This is a genomic window from Mesotoga prima MesG1.Ag.4.2 (assembly GCF_000147715.2).
GTDB classification, from domain to species: Bacteria; Thermotogota; Thermotogae; order Petrotogales; family Kosmotogaceae; genus Mesotoga; species Mesotoga prima.
On record NC_017934.1, the window covers coordinates 2,021,213 to 2,037,264 of the forward strand.

Genomic DNA, 16,052 nt, shown 5'->3' on the forward strand with positions numbered 1-16,052 from the left:
CTTGTTATCCAGAGTATTCTAATGTAAAATTGAGACTCTTACCTAACTATGCGGGAGGCTTGCTATGATTCGAAAATTCATGGCCTATTATCGGCCACATCTAGGGCTATTTTTACTGGATATGGCATGTGCTTTCATGATTGCTGGAATCGATCTGGTTTTTCCTAGATTCACTACATTGGCCCTGGATGATTATATCCCTTCGGGTAACATGAGAGGTATTGTGATTATCGCCGCAATAATGGCGTTTCTCTTTGTCTTGAGAGCCGTCTTCAATTACGTTGTCAGTTACTGGGGTCACGTTGTCGGGGTAAGGATGGAGTACAACATGAGAAAGGATATTTTCTCCCACCTGCAGACGCTATCTTTTAGTTATTTCGACAAGGTGAGAACCGGGAAGATCATGTCGAGAATAGTGAACGATCTTCGAGAAATCACGGAGCTTGCACATCACGGCCCCGAAGATGTCTTCATTTCTACTGTAACGTTGATCGGAGCCTTCATAATCTTAATGCAGAACGACTGGAGACTCACTCTCGTTGTCTTTGCCTATATACCTTTTATGGTCTGGTATGGAGTGAGAAAGAGACAGAAGATGGCAAAGGCATTTAGATTGGTGAGAAAGAAGATAGCGAACGTCAATGCACAGCTTGAGAACAGTATTTCTGGTATTAGAGTCGCTCAGTCATTCACCAATGAAGAATTCGAAAAAAGTAAATTCGATCTTGGCAACCAGGAATTCAAGGAATCCAGGCAGTTCGCCTTCAAGTCGATGGCCGAGATGACGACCGGTGTCGACCTGATGATGAACATGTTGAAAGTTACCGTTCTGGCTTTCGGGGGATATCTTACTTACTCAGGCGAGATAACCGTCGGAGCCTTTGTAGCTTACTTTCTTTACGTTGATCTATTTCTCCAGCCGATAAGAAGGCTTATGCAGTTTGCTCAGCAATATGAAGACGGAATGTCAGGTTTTGAAAGGTTCGTTGAAATAATGGAAACGAAGTCAAGCATCACAGATTCGCCGGATGCAGTTGAACTAAATGGTGTCAGGGGAGATATAAGAGTTGAGAAGGTCTCTTTCGCCTACGACGGAGGTGAAAACGTACTCACCGATATAAATCTCCATATTCCTGCCGGTAAGATGGTGGCTCTAGTCGGCCCCTCTGGTGGTGGAAAAACAACTCTTTGCCATCTTATTCCTAGATTCTATGACGTTAAAAGTGGACGGATCACCGTTGACGGAGTGGATATTCGTGACGTTACCATTCACTCCTTAAGAACCCACATCGGTATTGTTCAACAGGATGTCTTTCTCTTTGCAGGAACAATTAGGGATAATATTGCTTACGGTAAGGGCGACGCTACAGACGAAGAGATAATTGAGGCTGCAAAGAGAGCGAATATTCATGATTTCATCATGAGTCTCGAGAACGGATACGATTCTTATGTTGGTGAAAGAGGAGTAATGCTTTCCGGAGGTCAGAAGCAGAGAATATCAATCGCGAGGGTCTTTCTAAAGAATCCTCCCCTTCTCATTTTAGATGAAGCCACTTCTGCGCTGGATAATGAGACTGAGCTGAAGATCCAGGAGTCTCTAGAAGCCCTTTCGAAAGGACGCACAACACTTGTAATTGCCCACAGACTTTCCACAATTAAGAACGCCGATGAGATAGTTGTGATAACGAACAATGGAATCATAGAAAGGGGCTCTCATGACGAACTCCTCGAGAAGGGCGGACATTACGCGGGGCTTTATAGGGCTCAGTTCAAGGGATATATACCGGATATGTGATCTCTCCAGTAGATACTCCCGTAAATATCGGGAGGGTTGAGAGGGGTCAAAAAAAAGGCATGTTCATCAATGGCTTTGGAATACTCTGAATTAGCAGATGGAAGACTCTCTTGAAAGTCTCTCAGTTCTATGTCAGCCTGCGCCTTCCGAGCGCAAAATTTCAATTCGTGAAGTGAATTATGAAAATTCATTCTCCCGTTTGTTTGCCACCACTTGAGATCAAAGGTTTCGCGATCCGGCTCCAAGAGGTGTATTCCATTTTCAAACACGAATAAGTCTTTAGCTGTAGGGTTATCCACTTGAGGATTATTTGTTATACTTAGGCTGGTCTTGGATCTGTGGAGGGACGCATATGGACATAGAGAATGATTTTCTATTCAGATGGTACGAGCGGCAATTACTTGTTGAGGGAATGACCAGGTCGTTCCTGCTGAGATTGGCCGAGGAGACATTTGGTCATCTATGGGGCGCGACTGAGGAACTTACCGCCGAACTCCTAATAAGAAGTGGTCTTTCCGGAATCACTAGAGATTTTCCAAGGCACAGAATTCTCCCCTTTTATTCGCCTCTGATTTACAGGCAGAAAGAGACCATGGAATTCAGAGATGGAGACGATTTCAAAATCGAGGAAGATTGTGGAAAGAGAATTGTAAGCTTTCCACACACTCTGTCGATTATGTTCTCACCTTTGATAGCCGGAAAGGTTTTTTCCTGGCTCATGAATGGAAGCAACGAGATCGGTCCCATTTGTGATCTCCCGTTAGATTTGCAGAAGGCGTCCAGAAAGGGAAGAGTGATGGTTGTTGGAGCCGGCGGATTGGGCTGCCCATTGATAAAAATCTTGCTGGATAACGGAATTGATGACATATGTATCATCGAACCGGGTGAAATTAAACTTAACAATTTACACCGACAAATATTGTACGATTATGGAGATGTTGGTCTTTCAAAAGCGAGTGTAATTGAAAAAAAGATTGCACAGCGGTACAGTGGCGTTCGGGTCAAGATCCGTAAAGAAAGTTTCGATCCAACCCTCATCAAGACTGAAAAACCCGACGTAGTTGTCAGCTGCGTTGACAATTATGAGGCTAGGTATCTGATAAATGATTCCTGCTACCGCAACTGTGTTCCCTTTGTCGATTCGGCCGTAGAGAATTTTGGCGGATATGCGATGTTTAGAGATAAAAGAGTGCCTTGCTACAGGTGTTTCATGGGCGACAACAGAAAGGATACGGGGGCACAAAAGGGGATACTGACTTTTGTAAGCTATTTTGGAGGCATGTTAGAGGCGGCCATGGTGTTGACTTTTCTGAATACCGGAATGTGTGGAGACGATGTTTTCTGGTTTGACCTGAGAAAGGGTAAATTCGAGAGCATTTCCTTTGAACGACGTGAAGGTTGTCCCGTCTGTTCTTCAGCCAAGAGGTGACGAAGCTTGGAAGTAGTCTATGGAAACAATCGATGGAGTTTCGACAGAGATCTTACCTTCAGTGAACTGATAGAGGAAACACAGCTTGGGTCTGTCTCTCCTCTTGTTCTGGTAGACGGAAGATTTGTCGGTGAAGATGAGCTGATCTCGGCAAAGTCGAGGGTTCTCATAATCGTTGCAGCCAATGCAGACCAAACGGGCGCATAGTAACGCATACTCACGTATAAGCTCACAAAATCCCTTCTTTTGGTCTTCATCGTTTCGTGGCGGAATTAGGTTTTTTTGTAGGGATCCTCTTTTAAATGTAGAATTTTAAAGGATAGTTGGAATATATATGGAGGTGGAGAAATTGGAAAGAAAAAAGGTTTTGATTCTCGGCGCTGCCGGAAGAGACTTTCATAACTTCAACACTTACTACAGAGACAACGAAGAGTTCGAAGTAGTAGCTTTCACGGCGACTCAGATACCTGGAATCGATGGAAAAAAGTATCCTGCGGAACTCGCAGGCAGACTCTATCCAAATGGCATTCCGATAGTTCCGGAAGAAGAATTCGGCAAATTGATCGACGAGCACAAGATCGATCAGGTCGTTCTCGCATACAGCGATCTTCCACATCAATATGTCATGGAGAGGGCGGCAATAGCAAACGCACACGGTGCGGATTTCATTCTTCTTGGGCCCAGCAAGACAATGGTTAAGTCCTCGAAACCGGTAATCTCTATCTGCGCAGTTAGGACGGGCTGTGGAAAGAGCCAGACAACCAGAAGAGTGCTCGACATCCTGAGAGCCAAGGGGAAGAAGGTTGTCTCTATCAGACATCCGATGCCTTATGGAGATCTCGTGAAACAGAAGGTCCAGAGATTCGCCGATTATTCGGATCTAGATAAACACGAATGCACTATTGAAGAGAGAGAGGAATACGAACCTCATATAGATCGAAATGCCGTTATATATGCCGGGGTCGACTACGAAGCGATTCTCAGAGAAGCTGAAAAAGAGGATGTAGACGTAATAATATGGGACGGCGGAAACAATGATTTCTCATTTTATAAGACAGATCTGTATATAACTGTAACCGATCCTCATAGAGCCGGTCACGAGACTACATACTACCCGGGATTCACGAATCTTATGATGGCCGATGTAGTTGTTATAAACAAGGAGGAGACGGCTTCTCCAGAAGATATCGACATCGTCCGAAGGAATATTGCGAAATTCAATCCCGATGCCATTGTAGTTGACGGTGCTTCACCGATAACCATTGAGGGAGGCAAGTCGTCCGAAATAAAGGGCAAGAGAGTTCTCGTCGTAGAGGATGGCCCGACCCTGACCCACGGTGGAATGAAGTACGGTGCGGGATGGGTAGCGGCTAAGAAGTTTGGTGCATCCGAGATAGTTGATCCAAGGCCTTATGCAGTAGGATCACTCGTTTCAACATATGAAAAGTACAACCACCTGGATCAGATCCTTCCAGCGATGGGATACGGTGAGAAACAGATGAAAGAGCTAGAGGAGACCATTAACAAGGCCGACGTAGATCTTGTTATAATTGGAACTCCGATTGACCTGAGAAGGGTAATCGACATAAAGAAACCTGCCGTAAGAATCGGTTATGAGCTTCAGGAGATAGGGAAGCCCGATCTAGAAGAGATAATAGAAGACTTCCTTAAGGAGCACAATATATAGTAGATCTGCAAAACGGGGACTGGATTATCCAGTCCCCCTTTTTTATTGCTTCTTCTCTATCGGTATGTAGATGTCAAACTCCGAATCTTCTTCCCCTGTGAATCTTTTGTCATATAGTTCAAACTCGTTCAAAACAATCGGTTCATACTCGAAGTTCTGAAACCACTTTGCATGGATGTACTCATAGGTATTTTGCAGTGAGTCAAGCTTTCCCGTATGAGTGAAAACGGCATAGGTTGCCTCAGGCACTTCTGCCCCAACCATTCCCTCCGGGATTATTCTCAGAGTCGAGACGGCCAAAGAGGCTATGTAGTCGAACTTGCCGTCTATGAAGTCTTCTTCTCCAGTGCACATCAATCCGTAGCTTTCCTTCGCCGATATGACATTCTCGATCTCGGTATGCCTCTCCATTAAATCTCTCCAGAGTTTCGGGCAGTTGTTCGCCGGATCATTTCCGTAGTACTTCAGACCAATGACTTTGAACGCCGATTTGTGGATGATCTTTGGTTCCATTCTTATTCCTCCCTTGAGACCAATCGGGTCTTTTTTGCACAGTCTCTTTTTCTGAGTGACGGCGAAGTGGAGTCAAAGCCTGCGATACTTGCCAGGCTTCACGTAGTATCTGCTTTTGAATGCTCTGGTAAGTGATTCCTGCGAATCATAGCCTAACTGCAAGGCGATCTCCAAAATACTTATCGAGGTTGTAGCAAGTTTTTCGGCAGCCACGCTCAACCTTCTACCCTTGCGATACTGGCCTATCATCTTGTCCACAGTGTGAAAGAAGATCCGCTGAAGATGAACTGATGAGTAGAAGCTTTCTTAGCAGAGATCGTCGAGAGTTATCGGGGATGAAAGGTGCTCCTCAATGTAATCTATGACGGAGTTCACGCAATCGATGTAATCCTATTTCAAAGGAGTGTCTCTGGACATCTTCCACCTCCATCTCCGCAATAATCGTCTTAAAGATTATACAAGTATGGAAGGGCTTGTTTTTGATCGAAAGAATCATGATGGAGTTTCTTCTCTAAGCTGAGTCAATCCAAAAACAATTCGGCTGAACGAAACCGTTAATCACGCCAACATCAGTACCCAATAAGCCTTTCAAGCTTCTTAGCCGCTTCTATTGTGCTACTTACTTCTTTCGGCAGAGGAGGTATTCCCTCGAAACCCGTTTTTCTGACGAAGTCGACCAGCATCGCCCAAAGTTCCTCAGGGTTCCAGTTAGAAAGTTTGTCCAAGGTATCTAATCCTGCATTGCAGTATAGCCTCACCCTAACTCCTTTCATTCCACCAAGTCTTGAAAGATCCGAGAGTTTAAGGTACTCAAGTATTTTCTCCATTTCAGTCCCGATGCGTGCAGCCAGGCTTTCTCTTAGCTCAGGTGAAAGGGCACTTCGATCATTTGATAGGTGGCAAATATGCCCGCTTTCGCGAGTTTTTCCATTACTATCGTGTCGTACCAGGGAATTTGTGTATTCTCATTCTTTCCCTCTTTGCCGCGATTCCTTTCTCACGAAGCTCTGGGGCGAATTTTGCGAGTGAAGGTTCAGAAAGAAAACTGAAATACTGGCCTATCCTACGGAGTTTTGCTTCAGACGGGCCTTGTCATTGCGGTTCGATTTTGCGAAACTTTCAATATCCTCTTTTTCTGCCTCTTCAACTGATTTCTCATTCGAATCAAGAAGGAATTTCTCGAGGGATGCAACCCCAGACAACGTTGTGTTGATAACATTCTAGCTCTTACCTTTACTCTTCAAGAAGGCTATGAAATCTTCGTTTTTTATCATCCATTCATCTCTCTTGCGAAGAGAAAACACCGAATCGATCTGGAGAAAACCCTCTTTAGCTACTGAATGTATATGGTCATACAACGTCTCGATTACAGCGCTTCTACAGCTATCTTCGAAGCAAGACTCATTACATCATCGAATCTACAAAGCTCTGTGCCGGGTGTCATGACGGCAGCTGAACTGGCGGCACCAGCCATTTTCAAGGCAGTTTTCACCGTCTCGCCAAGTTCTCTGTACATGCAGTATGCCGCCAGGAAAGAATCCCCTGCACCAACCCCGCTCTTGACAGGTACTTTAGGTACCCGAATACGATAGAACTCCCCACTCACTGATGCAATCGCTCCCTCGGCTCCCATAGTCAGTAGAATTTCTTCGATTGAATACTTGTTCGACACTTCGGAAATGGCCTTTCTAAAATCTATCTCTCCGATTAGCTCGCGATTGAGCAGTCTCTGAAGTTCGTGAATATTTGGCTTTATTCCTCTTGGCTTGGCCTCGACCCCCTTGGAGAAAGGCTCCTTGTCGGAATCGATATAAACGTTGACTCCAATTTTCCTCATCCTTGAACAAAGCTGAGCGTAGATATCGCTGCTTACTCCTTCCGGTATGCTTCCGCACAAAAGAAGGTAGTCGTCCTTTCTCAAAAGTACGTCGATTGTCTTGTACAGTTTATAGACTTCCTTGACGGATATTACCGGACCGGGAAGACTCATTCTGTATTGACCGCTTCCAGTCTGTACGAGAATGTTGGTCCTTGTTTCTTCTTCACTTCTTACCGTTGCATAAACGACTCCCTCATCGTCGAGCATCTCTTCTATTACCTTTCCGGTATGACCTCCAAGGAAAGCTACAGCGACCGAATGGCCTCCCAGTTCATTTATCACACGTGATACGTCTACACCCTTTCCTGCGGGGTAATCTTTGACTCTATCTACCCTCACCGTATCGTCCTCAATTAGAGCGTCTGTATATAAGAATCTATCTAGAGCTGCGTTCAAAGTCAGTGAGAAAATCACCATTTACACCTCCTACATCCTGCCGAGACGATAGTTTATGATTCCGAGTACTACAATCACGCTTGTCTCGACTCTCAGAGTCCTTCTTCCCAACGAAACGGGCGTACATCGGGTCGAGATGTCTTTTATCTCCTCCGGCGCGAAGCCCCCTTCGGGTCCCACTATCAGTCGCAGTTTTCTTTCACAAGCGAGTTTTTCTTCCACTTCTAATAAAGGTCTGCCGCCGAATTCCAGAAGCAGGTTGTATGATCCTTCTAGAGGAAGTGTCTGGGATACAGTAATCTCGGGAATGTAAGGATTAACACTCTGCTTGGCCGCTTCCCTTGCGACCGCATTGAACTTAGTCAGCTTAGTTTCATCAACTCTTGAAACCGATCTAAGGCTATTGAACAACTCGATTCTGTCGACTCCCAGTTCGGTTGCTTTCTCTATCAAAATATGAAGCCGTGGCCACTTTGTCGCTGCCACGGCTACAGTAATACTCTTCCCGTCTCTCTCAACGTACTCTCGCTCGACTACAGTTCCCGAAGCAGATGATTTCCCGAGTTCTTCGAGAAGAAATCTGTAAACGGTACCTCTCCCATCAATGCCTGTCAGTTCATCACCGGGTTTTGCTCTCGTCACTCTCAGATGTTTGGTTTCACCGCCGTCTAGAATGACTCTGTTGTCTTCAGGCAGGACGAAGAAGGCATTAGGCAATTAACCAATTACCTCCTGCCTCATGTATGGTACGAGAGCTTTCGGCACGTCGATCTTTCCGTCTCTTCTCTGGTAGTTCTCGACTATTGCTACCAGGGTCCTTCCAACGGCCAGTCCAGAACCATTTAAACAGTGTACAAACTTCAGTTTGTTGTCAACATCTCTGAACCTTATGTTGGCTCGTCTTGGCTGGAAGTCCTCAACGTTTGAGCAGGAGGAAATCTCCCTATAAGTGTTGTAAGAAGGCAACCAAACTTCAAGATCATAAGTCTTTGCCGCGGCAAACCCAATATCCCCGGTACAAAGAGAGACTACCCGGTAAGGAAGCTCCAATTTCCTGAGAACATCTTCAGCATCGGCCGTAAGATTTTCAAGAGCATCGTAAGAGTCATCGGGATGGGTGAACCAGACAAGCTCAACCTTGTCAAATTGGTGAACTCTTATCATGCCCCGAACATCCTTTCCGTACGATCCGGCCTCTCTCCTGAAGCATGCACTGTACGCCGTGTACTTTTTGGGCAGGTCACCTTCGAGGATCTCGTCCATGTGCTGCGAAACGAGTGGGACCTCTGCAGTTGGTATCATGAACATATCGTCCGGGTCGATTCTGTAGGCCTCCTCCTCAAATTTAGGTAGTTGGCCCGTTGCCTGCATAGTATCTCTCTTAACCATGAAAGGCAGAGCTACTTCCTCGTACCCCTTTGAGTGGTGGAGGTCCAGCATGAAGTTAGCTATTGCCCTCTCAAGTCTTGCAAAGTCTCTTCTAAGAATCGTGAATCTCGCTCCAGATATTTTCGCGGCTCTTTCAAAGTCTATAAGTCCGGTTTCCGGGCCGTAGTCCCAGTGAGGTCGGATTTCAAAGTCGACCTTTCTCGGTTCTCCCCACATCCTGATGACGACGTTATCTTCCTCACTCTTGCCAACAGGTGTGGTCGACGAAGGAATATTGGGTAGATAGAGAAGCTTTTTCTTCAGTTCTTCTTCTATCTGAGAAGTTTGGAGATCAAGTTCCTTAACTTCAGATGAGATTTCTTTTGCCCTTTCCATAAGGGAAAGCGAAAGGCTTACGTCTTTGCTAGCTTTGGCTCGGGCAATCTCCGAAGATATACTGTTTCTCTCGGCCTTTTTCTGTTCAACGACCTGCAGCGCCTCTCTCCTCTTTGATTCCAGATAGACTATCTCATCCAGCAGCTCCGAGGTCATCTGCCTGCACTCAAGGGCCCTCCTCACAATTTCGGGGTTTTCTCGAATCAACCTTACGTCAATCATTATTTCTTCCTCCTGCTAAAAAACAAGCTCTATCTCTACGTTTTTCCCTTCAAATGAATCATCCGTCGTATCGTATATCAGTTCGGAGGCCCAGATTTTCCTACTATTCTTGAAGTCATCGACAAAGACGTTTCCCTTTAGGTTCAGAAGGCCGGTATCTCCGAAGTATTCGAAGTAAAGAGTGTCTACATTCAAATCTCCCTTGTAATTTATGAAGATAAGCTCGGGCGTTGCTTCCGCAGTTTCTTCAGCAAAACCTTCATAGTATTCCGTTTTCTGATCAAAGTTAAGAATCTCTGTCTCGTATATGAATATATCCTTTCCGTCCTCTTCCTTTGAATAGATAACTGCCTCCACATTTCCGAAAAGAGTTCCCGTGGAGTTCTCCAGATTGTAGTCGAGGGATAGAGCGGTTGCTTCGCCTGTCTGGAATCTAACAAAGGTCTCACCTTCGGTTACGAAGCTCTCCCAATCAGTAGCGCCCTTTGTGGCCGTTGCAAGGGGAGTTTCGACGTAAATATCTCCGTCCTTATTGATAAAAACGTTCCCGATGAAGGTAAAAACCTCTTTTTGAAGCGATCCAAGCACTGTGTCTCCCTTGATTCGCACGGTACTTGCAAAGATCGTTGCGGTAAGGAAAATGACAATCAATCCGATAATCAGGGTAGTTCTTCTCTTCATAATTACCTCCAGACGATTAGTCTTTCGTTTTCTTGCTGTCCATTATTTCGAGAAGGTTCTTAACAATAACCTCAAGTTCTTTCACCTGATCGGACTTGATCTCAGTCATTACAGATTTCAAGTACTCCACCCTTCTGTCGATGACCTTCTCGATTAGTGTCTTTCCGGCGGCGGAGATGTCGATAATGTACGATCTCCTATCTTTATCGGAACGTCTTCGCTCTACCAGATCAGCGTCGATGAGCCTCTTAACAAGACCAGTTGTCGTGCTCTTGGTTATTCCAAGCCAGCGACTGATGTCACTCATCCGTTTCTCTCCGTTAAAAAAAAGCACCTGAAGGACATCGAATTGGGCAGGAGTGATCGGGAAGTCTCTCAAAACCTTTCTTCCTTCCCTTCTGATTCTCGTGGAAATCGTTCTTAGGTTCTTCTCAAGAATTGCAGCGTCTTCCTTTTTGACTTCACCAACGGACATCACAGCACCTCCAAACCCCTTGTATTAGTTTACTGAAAACGATACTATTCAAAACATTATATCATCATCCATGCACCGGTTAAGACTGATTCTGCACCTAAAGCTGTTCATTCGAAGGTTTTGATGCCTTTATAGACACGTGCTGAAGCCTCCTGAATGGTGATGTATAATTTCAGTATGAAATCGGCCAAACGAGATCTATCCGAACTTGTGAGATTTGATGCTGCATACAGAGCTGATCACAGAGTTATTGCGGGGGTGGATGAAGCAGGAAGAGGCCCTCTCGCCGGTCCTGTTGTGGCCGCTGCCGTTATAGTCTTGAATCCCGTCGATGGCGTGTACGATTCGAAGGCTCTATGTAGAAAGACGAGAGAGTTGTTGTTTGGACAAATACTTGAGAATTCTATAGTGGGAATCGGTCTTTGCTCACCTGAGGAGGTTGATATTCTCAATGTCTTTGCGGCTACCAGGTTGGCAATGAACAGAGCATTGAGGATTTTGTCGAGGAAGCCAGACTATGTAATAGTTGATGGAAAGTCGCTTAGACTCGATATAAGCGGTGAATGCATAGTGGGTGGCGATCGAAGAAGTGCAGCGATTGCGAGTGCCTCGATAGTGGCAAAGGTATTCAGAGATCGAATAATGGATTCACTGGACATCTTGTATCCCGAGTACGGTTATAGAAATCACAAAGGTTACTGCACCGATATGCACCTAAGAGCACTTAGAAAGTATGGACCGACCACCTGGCACAGACTGACATTTAGGCCTGTCAGGGAATTGATCACAAAGGAAAGGGCAAGCCGCTGGTCGAATGAGAGTGAAGTGAGCCTTATCAGGCTTTTCAGAGCGGGGCTGGCGACTATGGAGGCCGACAAATGAGGAATGAATTTGACGGAAGTGAATGGTTAAGGCTAATTAAGACAATGAAGATATTGAGGTCACCTGGAGGATGTGAATGGGATATAGAGCAAACTCATCAGTCCCTAAAACCTTACTTGATCGAAGAAGCTTACGAGGTACTCGATGCAATCGATGGCGGAGATGATAAGGAGCTGGTCGAAGAGCTTGGCGATGTCCTTTTGCAGGTTGTTTTTCATGCGCAGATTGCAATGGAAAGAAAGGCCTTCACGATAACGGATGTTCTACAGGTTTTGACGGACAAGTTAATTAGAAGGCATCCCCACGTCTTTTCAGATTCGGAGGGTTACTCATATCGTCAGTGGGAGGAAATAAAGGCAAAGGAAAAAGCTAAAGATTCGGGAAAGAGTTCTTCGATTGGTGAGATAAATAAGGCTCTTCCCGCGCTGAGCTTGGCGAGAAGAGTTCAGGAGAACGCTTCCGTGGTCGGTTTTGATTGGGGAGAAATCGAAGGACCCCGCGAAAAATTGAATGAAGAGATAGAAGAGCTGGACAGCGCGATAGTCGAAAAGGACAAAAAAAAGATCGAAGAGGAGATAGGAGATGTTCTCTTCACGGTCACGAATCTATCTAGATTCCTTGATGTTGATCCCGAAGTGGCTTTGAGAAAATCAACAGAGAAATTCTTGAACCGTTTCCATGAAATGGAGAGTCATATTGAGAAGCATGGCCTTGATATCAACAATATGACCATAGATGAGTTGAATCACCTGTGGGAAATAGCGAAGGAGGGTACAAATTGAAGAAGTTTATCGCTGCCCTGATATTATTATTGATCACTGCAGTAGCGCTTTCGCAGACGGAAACCCTTTCTGAAACAGGTATAGCCGCCGAGGTTAACGGTGAGATCATCACCATGGATACTTTCCTTTCGAAGGTTTTGCCTAACTATACCGAGATATCGAAGAGAATAGAAGAGGTAGATCCTCTTTTTTCGGAAATGCTCCTCAATACTGAAGCGGGTCAGAAACTGCTAGAGGAATACGAAAGAAATTCTCTGGAAGCTCTTATTGAAGAGACTCTTCTAATTCAGTATGCAAAAGAGGTTGGGATCGAAGCCGATATCGAGGCTTTAAGGGAAGTAGTAAGTAAGTCAATCATGGACACACTCACCGAACTTCAGATTGAGAAGTCGGATGCGGACCTTTTCTACGTTCTCAAAGGTTACATCGACGGATTAAGCTCCTATGAGGCGAAGGTGGTCAGAGATCTCGCTTACAAAGAGGTTCTAAGTTCCCTGTATGAAGCCGTTACAGTGAATGCGACAGTCACTGAAGAGGAGATAGAGCAGTACTATCTGGCCAATTCTTCGAGATATGCTGTAGAAGAAGAGAGGGCCGACATGAAGGTGCTTCTCTTTGATTCCTTCTCGGAAGCCTATTCGGTTTGGAAAGCTGCATCCAGGGATGCTAACCCTTCTTCGGTTTTGGATACTTTCCCGGAAGTGCAGTCCGGGAGTTATACGAGAGAAGAAATCGAGGCGCTGAATCCCGAACTTGTGAAATCGCTTTTCAAACCGACAGAAGGTGAGTTGCTTTCTTCCGTGGTGACTCTTGACAATAAGTACGCGGTAATCTATCTCGAATCATATTCTCCTGCAGGAGCAAAGGGCATTGAAGATGTTAGGGAAGAAATACAGGGGATATTGATTTCGGAAAAAAAGGATCTTTTCTGGAGAATCTGGCAGGAACAGGAGTTCAAGCCTTTCAAGGAAGAGGCTGTCATAAAAAGATACTACGAAACGGGTGGAGGAGAATAAGTTGAGTGTGACAAAAGAAGACGTTATGAAGGCCCTTGGAGAAGTATATGATCTCGAAATAGGGTTCGATGTAGTCTCTCTGGGGTTGATATATGGAGTGGAGCTAGAAAATGAGAACGATGTCAAGGTCAAGATGACTTTGACGACGCCTATGTGTCCTCTTGCCGGACTGATGCTTGAAGATGCAAGGCGAAAGGTCAGCGAGATTGAGGGAATCGGCGATGTGAAGATGGAACTCACTTTTGATCCACCATGGTCACCCGAGATGGCTAGCGACGATGTAAGAAAGATCTTGGGAATGTGAATCTACAAGAGCTAATCCATATATCGAAAAGAAAGCTTTCGGAGGCGGGAATAGAGAATTCCCGCTTCGTTATGATGTCCCTGTTTAGGGGAGTTCTTTCCTTGAATGAAGCCGATCTGATCCTCGATGGAGAGAAGGAAATCGAATCGAAGTTAAGCGCAAAATATATGAAGGCCGTGGAAAGAGTTGTTGAGGGAGAGCCGATCGACTATGTATTAGGATTCAGAGAATTCTTTGGAATCAGGCTTGAGGTTACAAGGAGTGTTTTGATACCCCGAAATGAAACGGAAGAGCTAGTTGAGATAGTCATCGACGAAGAGAAGAATTCGAAAGTGTTCGCCGATATCGGAACTGGAAGCGGGGCGATAGCCTGTGCTTTGGCCCGCAATATTCCTTCTTCACTGGTCTTTGCAACAGACATCTCTAGAGATGCTCTCATGCTTGCCGAAAAGAATGCCAGAACGAACGGAATATTCAATATTAGATTCATTGAAGGTGACAACATATCAGGACTGAATGACTTTCTAGATTCTGTCGAGGTCATCGTTTCCAACCCACCGTATGTAAGGACGGGGGATTTAGATTCTCTGGACATCAACGTGAGGAAGTACGAACCTATGGTTGCTCTGGATGGAGGAAAAGACGGTCTTGACTTCTACAGGGAGTTTTTAAAATATCTACCAACAGGGAAAAAAGTTTATCTGGAAATATCTCAGTATGAGGCCGAGGGATTAAGAGAGTTAGTTTCTGATCTTAATGGATATTCCTGTGAATTCAAAAAGGATTTGTCTGGAAATTACCGTTTCATGATTCTTCGTCCAGAAGTCTGAGAGCTTCCTCTGAAAAGCTTTCAAGTTCAACTGAGAATATGTAGTCGGCAAGGTAATCAAGGCCAGTTTCATCTCTGTTGACAATCGCGACTCTGGCACCTGAGGATTTTGCAATTACTGGAAACTGAGCGGCGGGGTAAACCATCAAGGAGGATCCCATAGCTATAAAGAGATCGGACTTCAAAGCAGCATTCTCGGCTCTTCTTATTGCATCCTGGGGTAGCATTTCTCCGAAGAAAACGATGCTTGGCTTGATCAGGCCACCGCAATCACATCTAGGAACATCGGATCTTTCAAGCAATAACTCGACTTCTTTCCTTGTAAACCGTCTCTTACACTGCATGCATTCGAATTCGGAAACGGTCCCGTGTAGCTCCACAACTTCTTCTGCCCCAGACTTCTGTTGAAGTCCATCGATATTTTGCGTGATTATCGTCTCAATTAGACCCAGGGTTTGTAGTCTGGTGAGGAGAATGTGAGTAGCGTTTGGGCTTACGTCCGACATAGTGTGTATTCTCTCCTTTGCTACTCTATAGTACCTTGCCGGATCTTCAATGAAAGAGCTTAGCTCGAAGATGTCCGGAGAAATCTTGCTATATAGACCTCCCGGACTTCTGAAGTCGGGAATGCCGCTAGCGACAGATATACCTGCCCCCGTTAGTACAGAAGTGCAGGTCGATTCTCTTATCAGTGAAATGAAGTTCCTTGCTTCTTGACTTAGTCTACTCACCTCTCGAGAATTGAATCTTCGGGAAGATAGTCTTGCCCGTATTAGTCCATATGAATTCATTTCCATCTGCGGCTACGGTTGGAGCTGGATCTAGATTAATTACCTTTGCGTCGGTCGGTATTGAAATTGTTAAGGAATAGGCATCACCTGTAAGGTCGAACTCCATGTCTCCCATGTCGGTATTAACAACACCATTTTCAACCGCTGCAAAGCCTGCGATAACAGCATGTTCGACTACTTTAACTCTGTTGGAACTCAGAACAGTTGCCGTTGACTGGAAGCTCTCTACTAACATCAGTCTGTCGAAGCTTTCCGAAAACTGAGTCATCGATTCCTGAAAGTCGGCCAGTTGTTCTTCCTGAGGCTTATCATACTGCTCGAGAAACTGAGTCATCTGGTCTGGTTTATTGAAGATTATCTCTGTCTCGATGTCAAGTGTCGCCCGTCCCTCGTAGTCATATGAATAGTTGCTGGTTGATGACAGGGTATCTATGTCCAGCCTGTTGTTGAATGCCATAAACATATTTATTGCGGTCATTCCAACCATGACAACAACAAGTATGATAAGAAGGGTATTGAATTTCATTTAAAACCTCCTGACGATTATTAGATTGATTCTGAGAATATGATAACATCATTCTGTGCTAAAATACATTGTACAAAGCTT

18 protein-coding genes and 1 pseudogene are annotated in these 16,052 nt (G+C 45.1%); 9 read left to right on the top strand and 10 right to left on the bottom strand.

The window, feature by feature from the left end:
• Positions 1 to 64 precede the first annotated feature (64 nt).
• The 4 genes from THEBA_RS09445 to THEBA_RS09460 all read left to right on the top strand — a co-directional run bounded on the left by THEBA_RS09445 (position 65) and on the right by THEBA_RS09460 (position 4,911).
• The gene (locus THEBA_RS09445) at positions 65 to 1,795 is read left to right on the top strand and encodes an ABC transporter ATP-binding protein (RefSeq protein WP_014731334.1); all 1,731 of its coding nucleotides are present in this window, start codon (positions 65 to 67) and stop codon (positions 1,793 to 1,795) included.
• Between the two features lie 352 nt (positions 1,796 to 2,147).
• Positions 2,148 to 3,224: a HesA/MoeB/ThiF family protein gene (locus tag THEBA_RS09450; RefSeq protein WP_014731335.1), complete on the top strand. Its 1,077-nt coding sequence runs from the start codon at positions 2,148 to 2,150 to the stop codon at positions 3,222 to 3,224.
• 6 nt (positions 3,225 to 3,230) lie between these two features.
• Positions 3,231 to 3,431 carry a hypothetical protein gene (locus THEBA_RS09455; RefSeq protein WP_006488272.1) on the top strand — a complete coding sequence of 67 codons (201 nt, stop codon included), beginning with the start codon at positions 3,231 to 3,233 and terminating at the stop codon, positions 3,429 to 3,431.
• A gap of 142 nt (positions 3,432 to 3,573) precedes the next feature.
• On the top strand, positions 3,574 to 4,911 hold the full coding sequence (locus THEBA_RS09460; RefSeq protein ID WP_014731336.1) for a cyclic 2,3-diphosphoglycerate synthase: 1,338 nt from the start codon (positions 3,574 to 3,576) through the stop codon (positions 4,909 to 4,911).
• A 42-nt stretch (positions 4,912 to 4,953) separates the two neighbouring features.
• Here THEBA_RS09460 and THEBA_RS09465 read toward each other — a convergent pair whose 3' ends face one another.
• The 8 genes and pseudogenes from THEBA_RS09465 to THEBA_RS09495 form a co-directional block, all read right to left on the bottom strand.
• Entirely contained in the window at positions 4,954 to 5,424 is a 471-nt protein-coding gene (locus tag THEBA_RS09465) for a GyrI-like domain-containing protein (protein ID WP_041928193.1), read from the bottom strand.
• A gap of 72 nt (positions 5,425 to 5,496) precedes the next feature.
• Positions 5,497 to 5,709 (bottom strand): annotated as a pseudogene (locus THEBA_RS14095) (helix-turn-helix domain-containing protein); the annotation flags it as partial.
• A gap of 284 nt (positions 5,710 to 5,993) precedes the next feature.
• Positions 5,994 to 6,374, bottom strand: a complete 381-nt coding sequence (locus tag THEBA_RS09470) for a DUF4332 domain-containing protein (protein ID WP_310793751.1) — start codon at positions 6,372 to 6,374, stop codon at positions 5,994 to 5,996.
• 416 nt (positions 6,375 to 6,790) lie between these two features.
• A complete protein-coding gene (locus tag THEBA_RS09475; RefSeq protein ID WP_014731337.1) occupies positions 6,791 to 7,720 on the bottom strand; it encodes a 1-phosphofructokinase family hexose kinase in 930 nt (309 codons plus the stop codon).
• Positions 7,721 to 7,729: 9 nt separating this feature from the next.
• Entirely contained in the window at positions 7,730 to 8,416 is a 687-nt protein-coding gene (locus tag THEBA_RS09480) for an RsmE family RNA methyltransferase (RefSeq protein ID WP_014731338.1), read from the bottom strand.
• On the bottom strand, positions 8,417 to 9,685 hold the full coding sequence (serS, locus tag THEBA_RS09485) for a serine--tRNA ligase (protein ID WP_014731339.1): 1,269 nt from the start codon (positions 9,683 to 9,685) through the stop codon (positions 8,417 to 8,419).
• Positions 9,686 to 9,700: 15 nt separating this feature from the next.
• Complete coding sequence (locus THEBA_RS09490) at positions 9,701 to 10,366, bottom strand: LptA/OstA family protein (protein WP_014731340.1); 666 nt, start codon at positions 10,364 to 10,366, stop codon at positions 9,701 to 9,703.
• Between the two features lie 16 nt (positions 10,367 to 10,382).
• Positions 10,383 to 10,841, bottom strand: coding sequence for a MarR family winged helix-turn-helix transcriptional regulator (locus tag THEBA_RS09495; RefSeq protein WP_014731341.1), 459 nt, complete (start codon positions 10,839 to 10,841; stop codon positions 10,383 to 10,385).
• A gap of 156 nt (positions 10,842 to 10,997) precedes the next feature.
• Between THEBA_RS09495 and THEBA_RS09500 the strand changes: the two genes are divergently transcribed.
• Genes THEBA_RS09500 through prmC form a run of 5 tightly spaced genes read left to right on the top strand, consistent with a single transcriptional unit; the run spans position 10,998 to position 14,655 of the window.
• Complete coding sequence (locus THEBA_RS09500) at positions 10,998 to 11,723, top strand: ribonuclease HII (protein ID WP_014731342.1); 726 nt, start codon at positions 10,998 to 11,000, stop codon at positions 11,721 to 11,723.
• Positions 11,720 to 12,505 (top strand): nucleoside triphosphate pyrophosphohydrolase, encoded by a 786-nt coding sequence (mazG, locus tag THEBA_RS09505; RefSeq protein WP_014731343.1) that lies wholly within the window; start codon positions 11,720 to 11,722, stop codon positions 12,503 to 12,505. Before THEBA_RS09500 ends, mazG begins: the two co-directional genes overlap by 4 nt.
• A complete protein-coding gene (locus tag THEBA_RS09510; RefSeq protein ID WP_014731344.1) occupies positions 12,502 to 13,521 on the top strand; it encodes a SurA N-terminal domain-containing protein in 1,020 nt (339 codons plus the stop codon). Before mazG ends, THEBA_RS09510 begins: the two co-directional genes overlap by 4 nt.
• Before the next feature lies 1 nt (position 13,522).
• A complete protein-coding gene (locus tag THEBA_RS09515; RefSeq protein WP_014731345.1) occupies positions 13,523 to 13,825 on the top strand; it encodes a metal-sulfur cluster assembly factor in 303 nt (100 codons plus the stop codon).
• Positions 13,822 to 14,655 (top strand): peptide chain release factor N(5)-glutamine methyltransferase, encoded by an 834-nt coding sequence (prmC, locus tag THEBA_RS09520; RefSeq protein ID WP_014731346.1) that lies wholly within the window; start codon positions 13,822 to 13,824, stop codon positions 14,653 to 14,655. The genes THEBA_RS09515 and prmC overlap by 4 nt, the downstream gene beginning before the upstream one ends.
• Here the strand turns inward: prmC and THEBA_RS09525 are convergent.
• Together THEBA_RS09525 and THEBA_RS09530 are read right to left on the bottom strand one after the other, a co-directional pair.
• Positions 14,630 to 15,385, bottom strand: coding sequence for an NAD-dependent protein deacylase (locus THEBA_RS09525; protein ID WP_014731347.1), 756 nt, complete (start codon positions 15,383 to 15,385; stop codon positions 14,630 to 14,632). The two genes, prmC and THEBA_RS09525, sit on opposite strands and share 26 nt — an antisense overlap.
• Entirely contained in the window at positions 15,378 to 15,971 is a 594-nt protein-coding gene (locus THEBA_RS09530) for a DUF4897 domain-containing protein (RefSeq protein ID WP_014731348.1), read from the bottom strand. The genes THEBA_RS09525 and THEBA_RS09530 overlap by 8 nt, the downstream gene beginning before the upstream one ends.
• Positions 15,972 to 16,052: the final 81 nt, after the last annotated feature.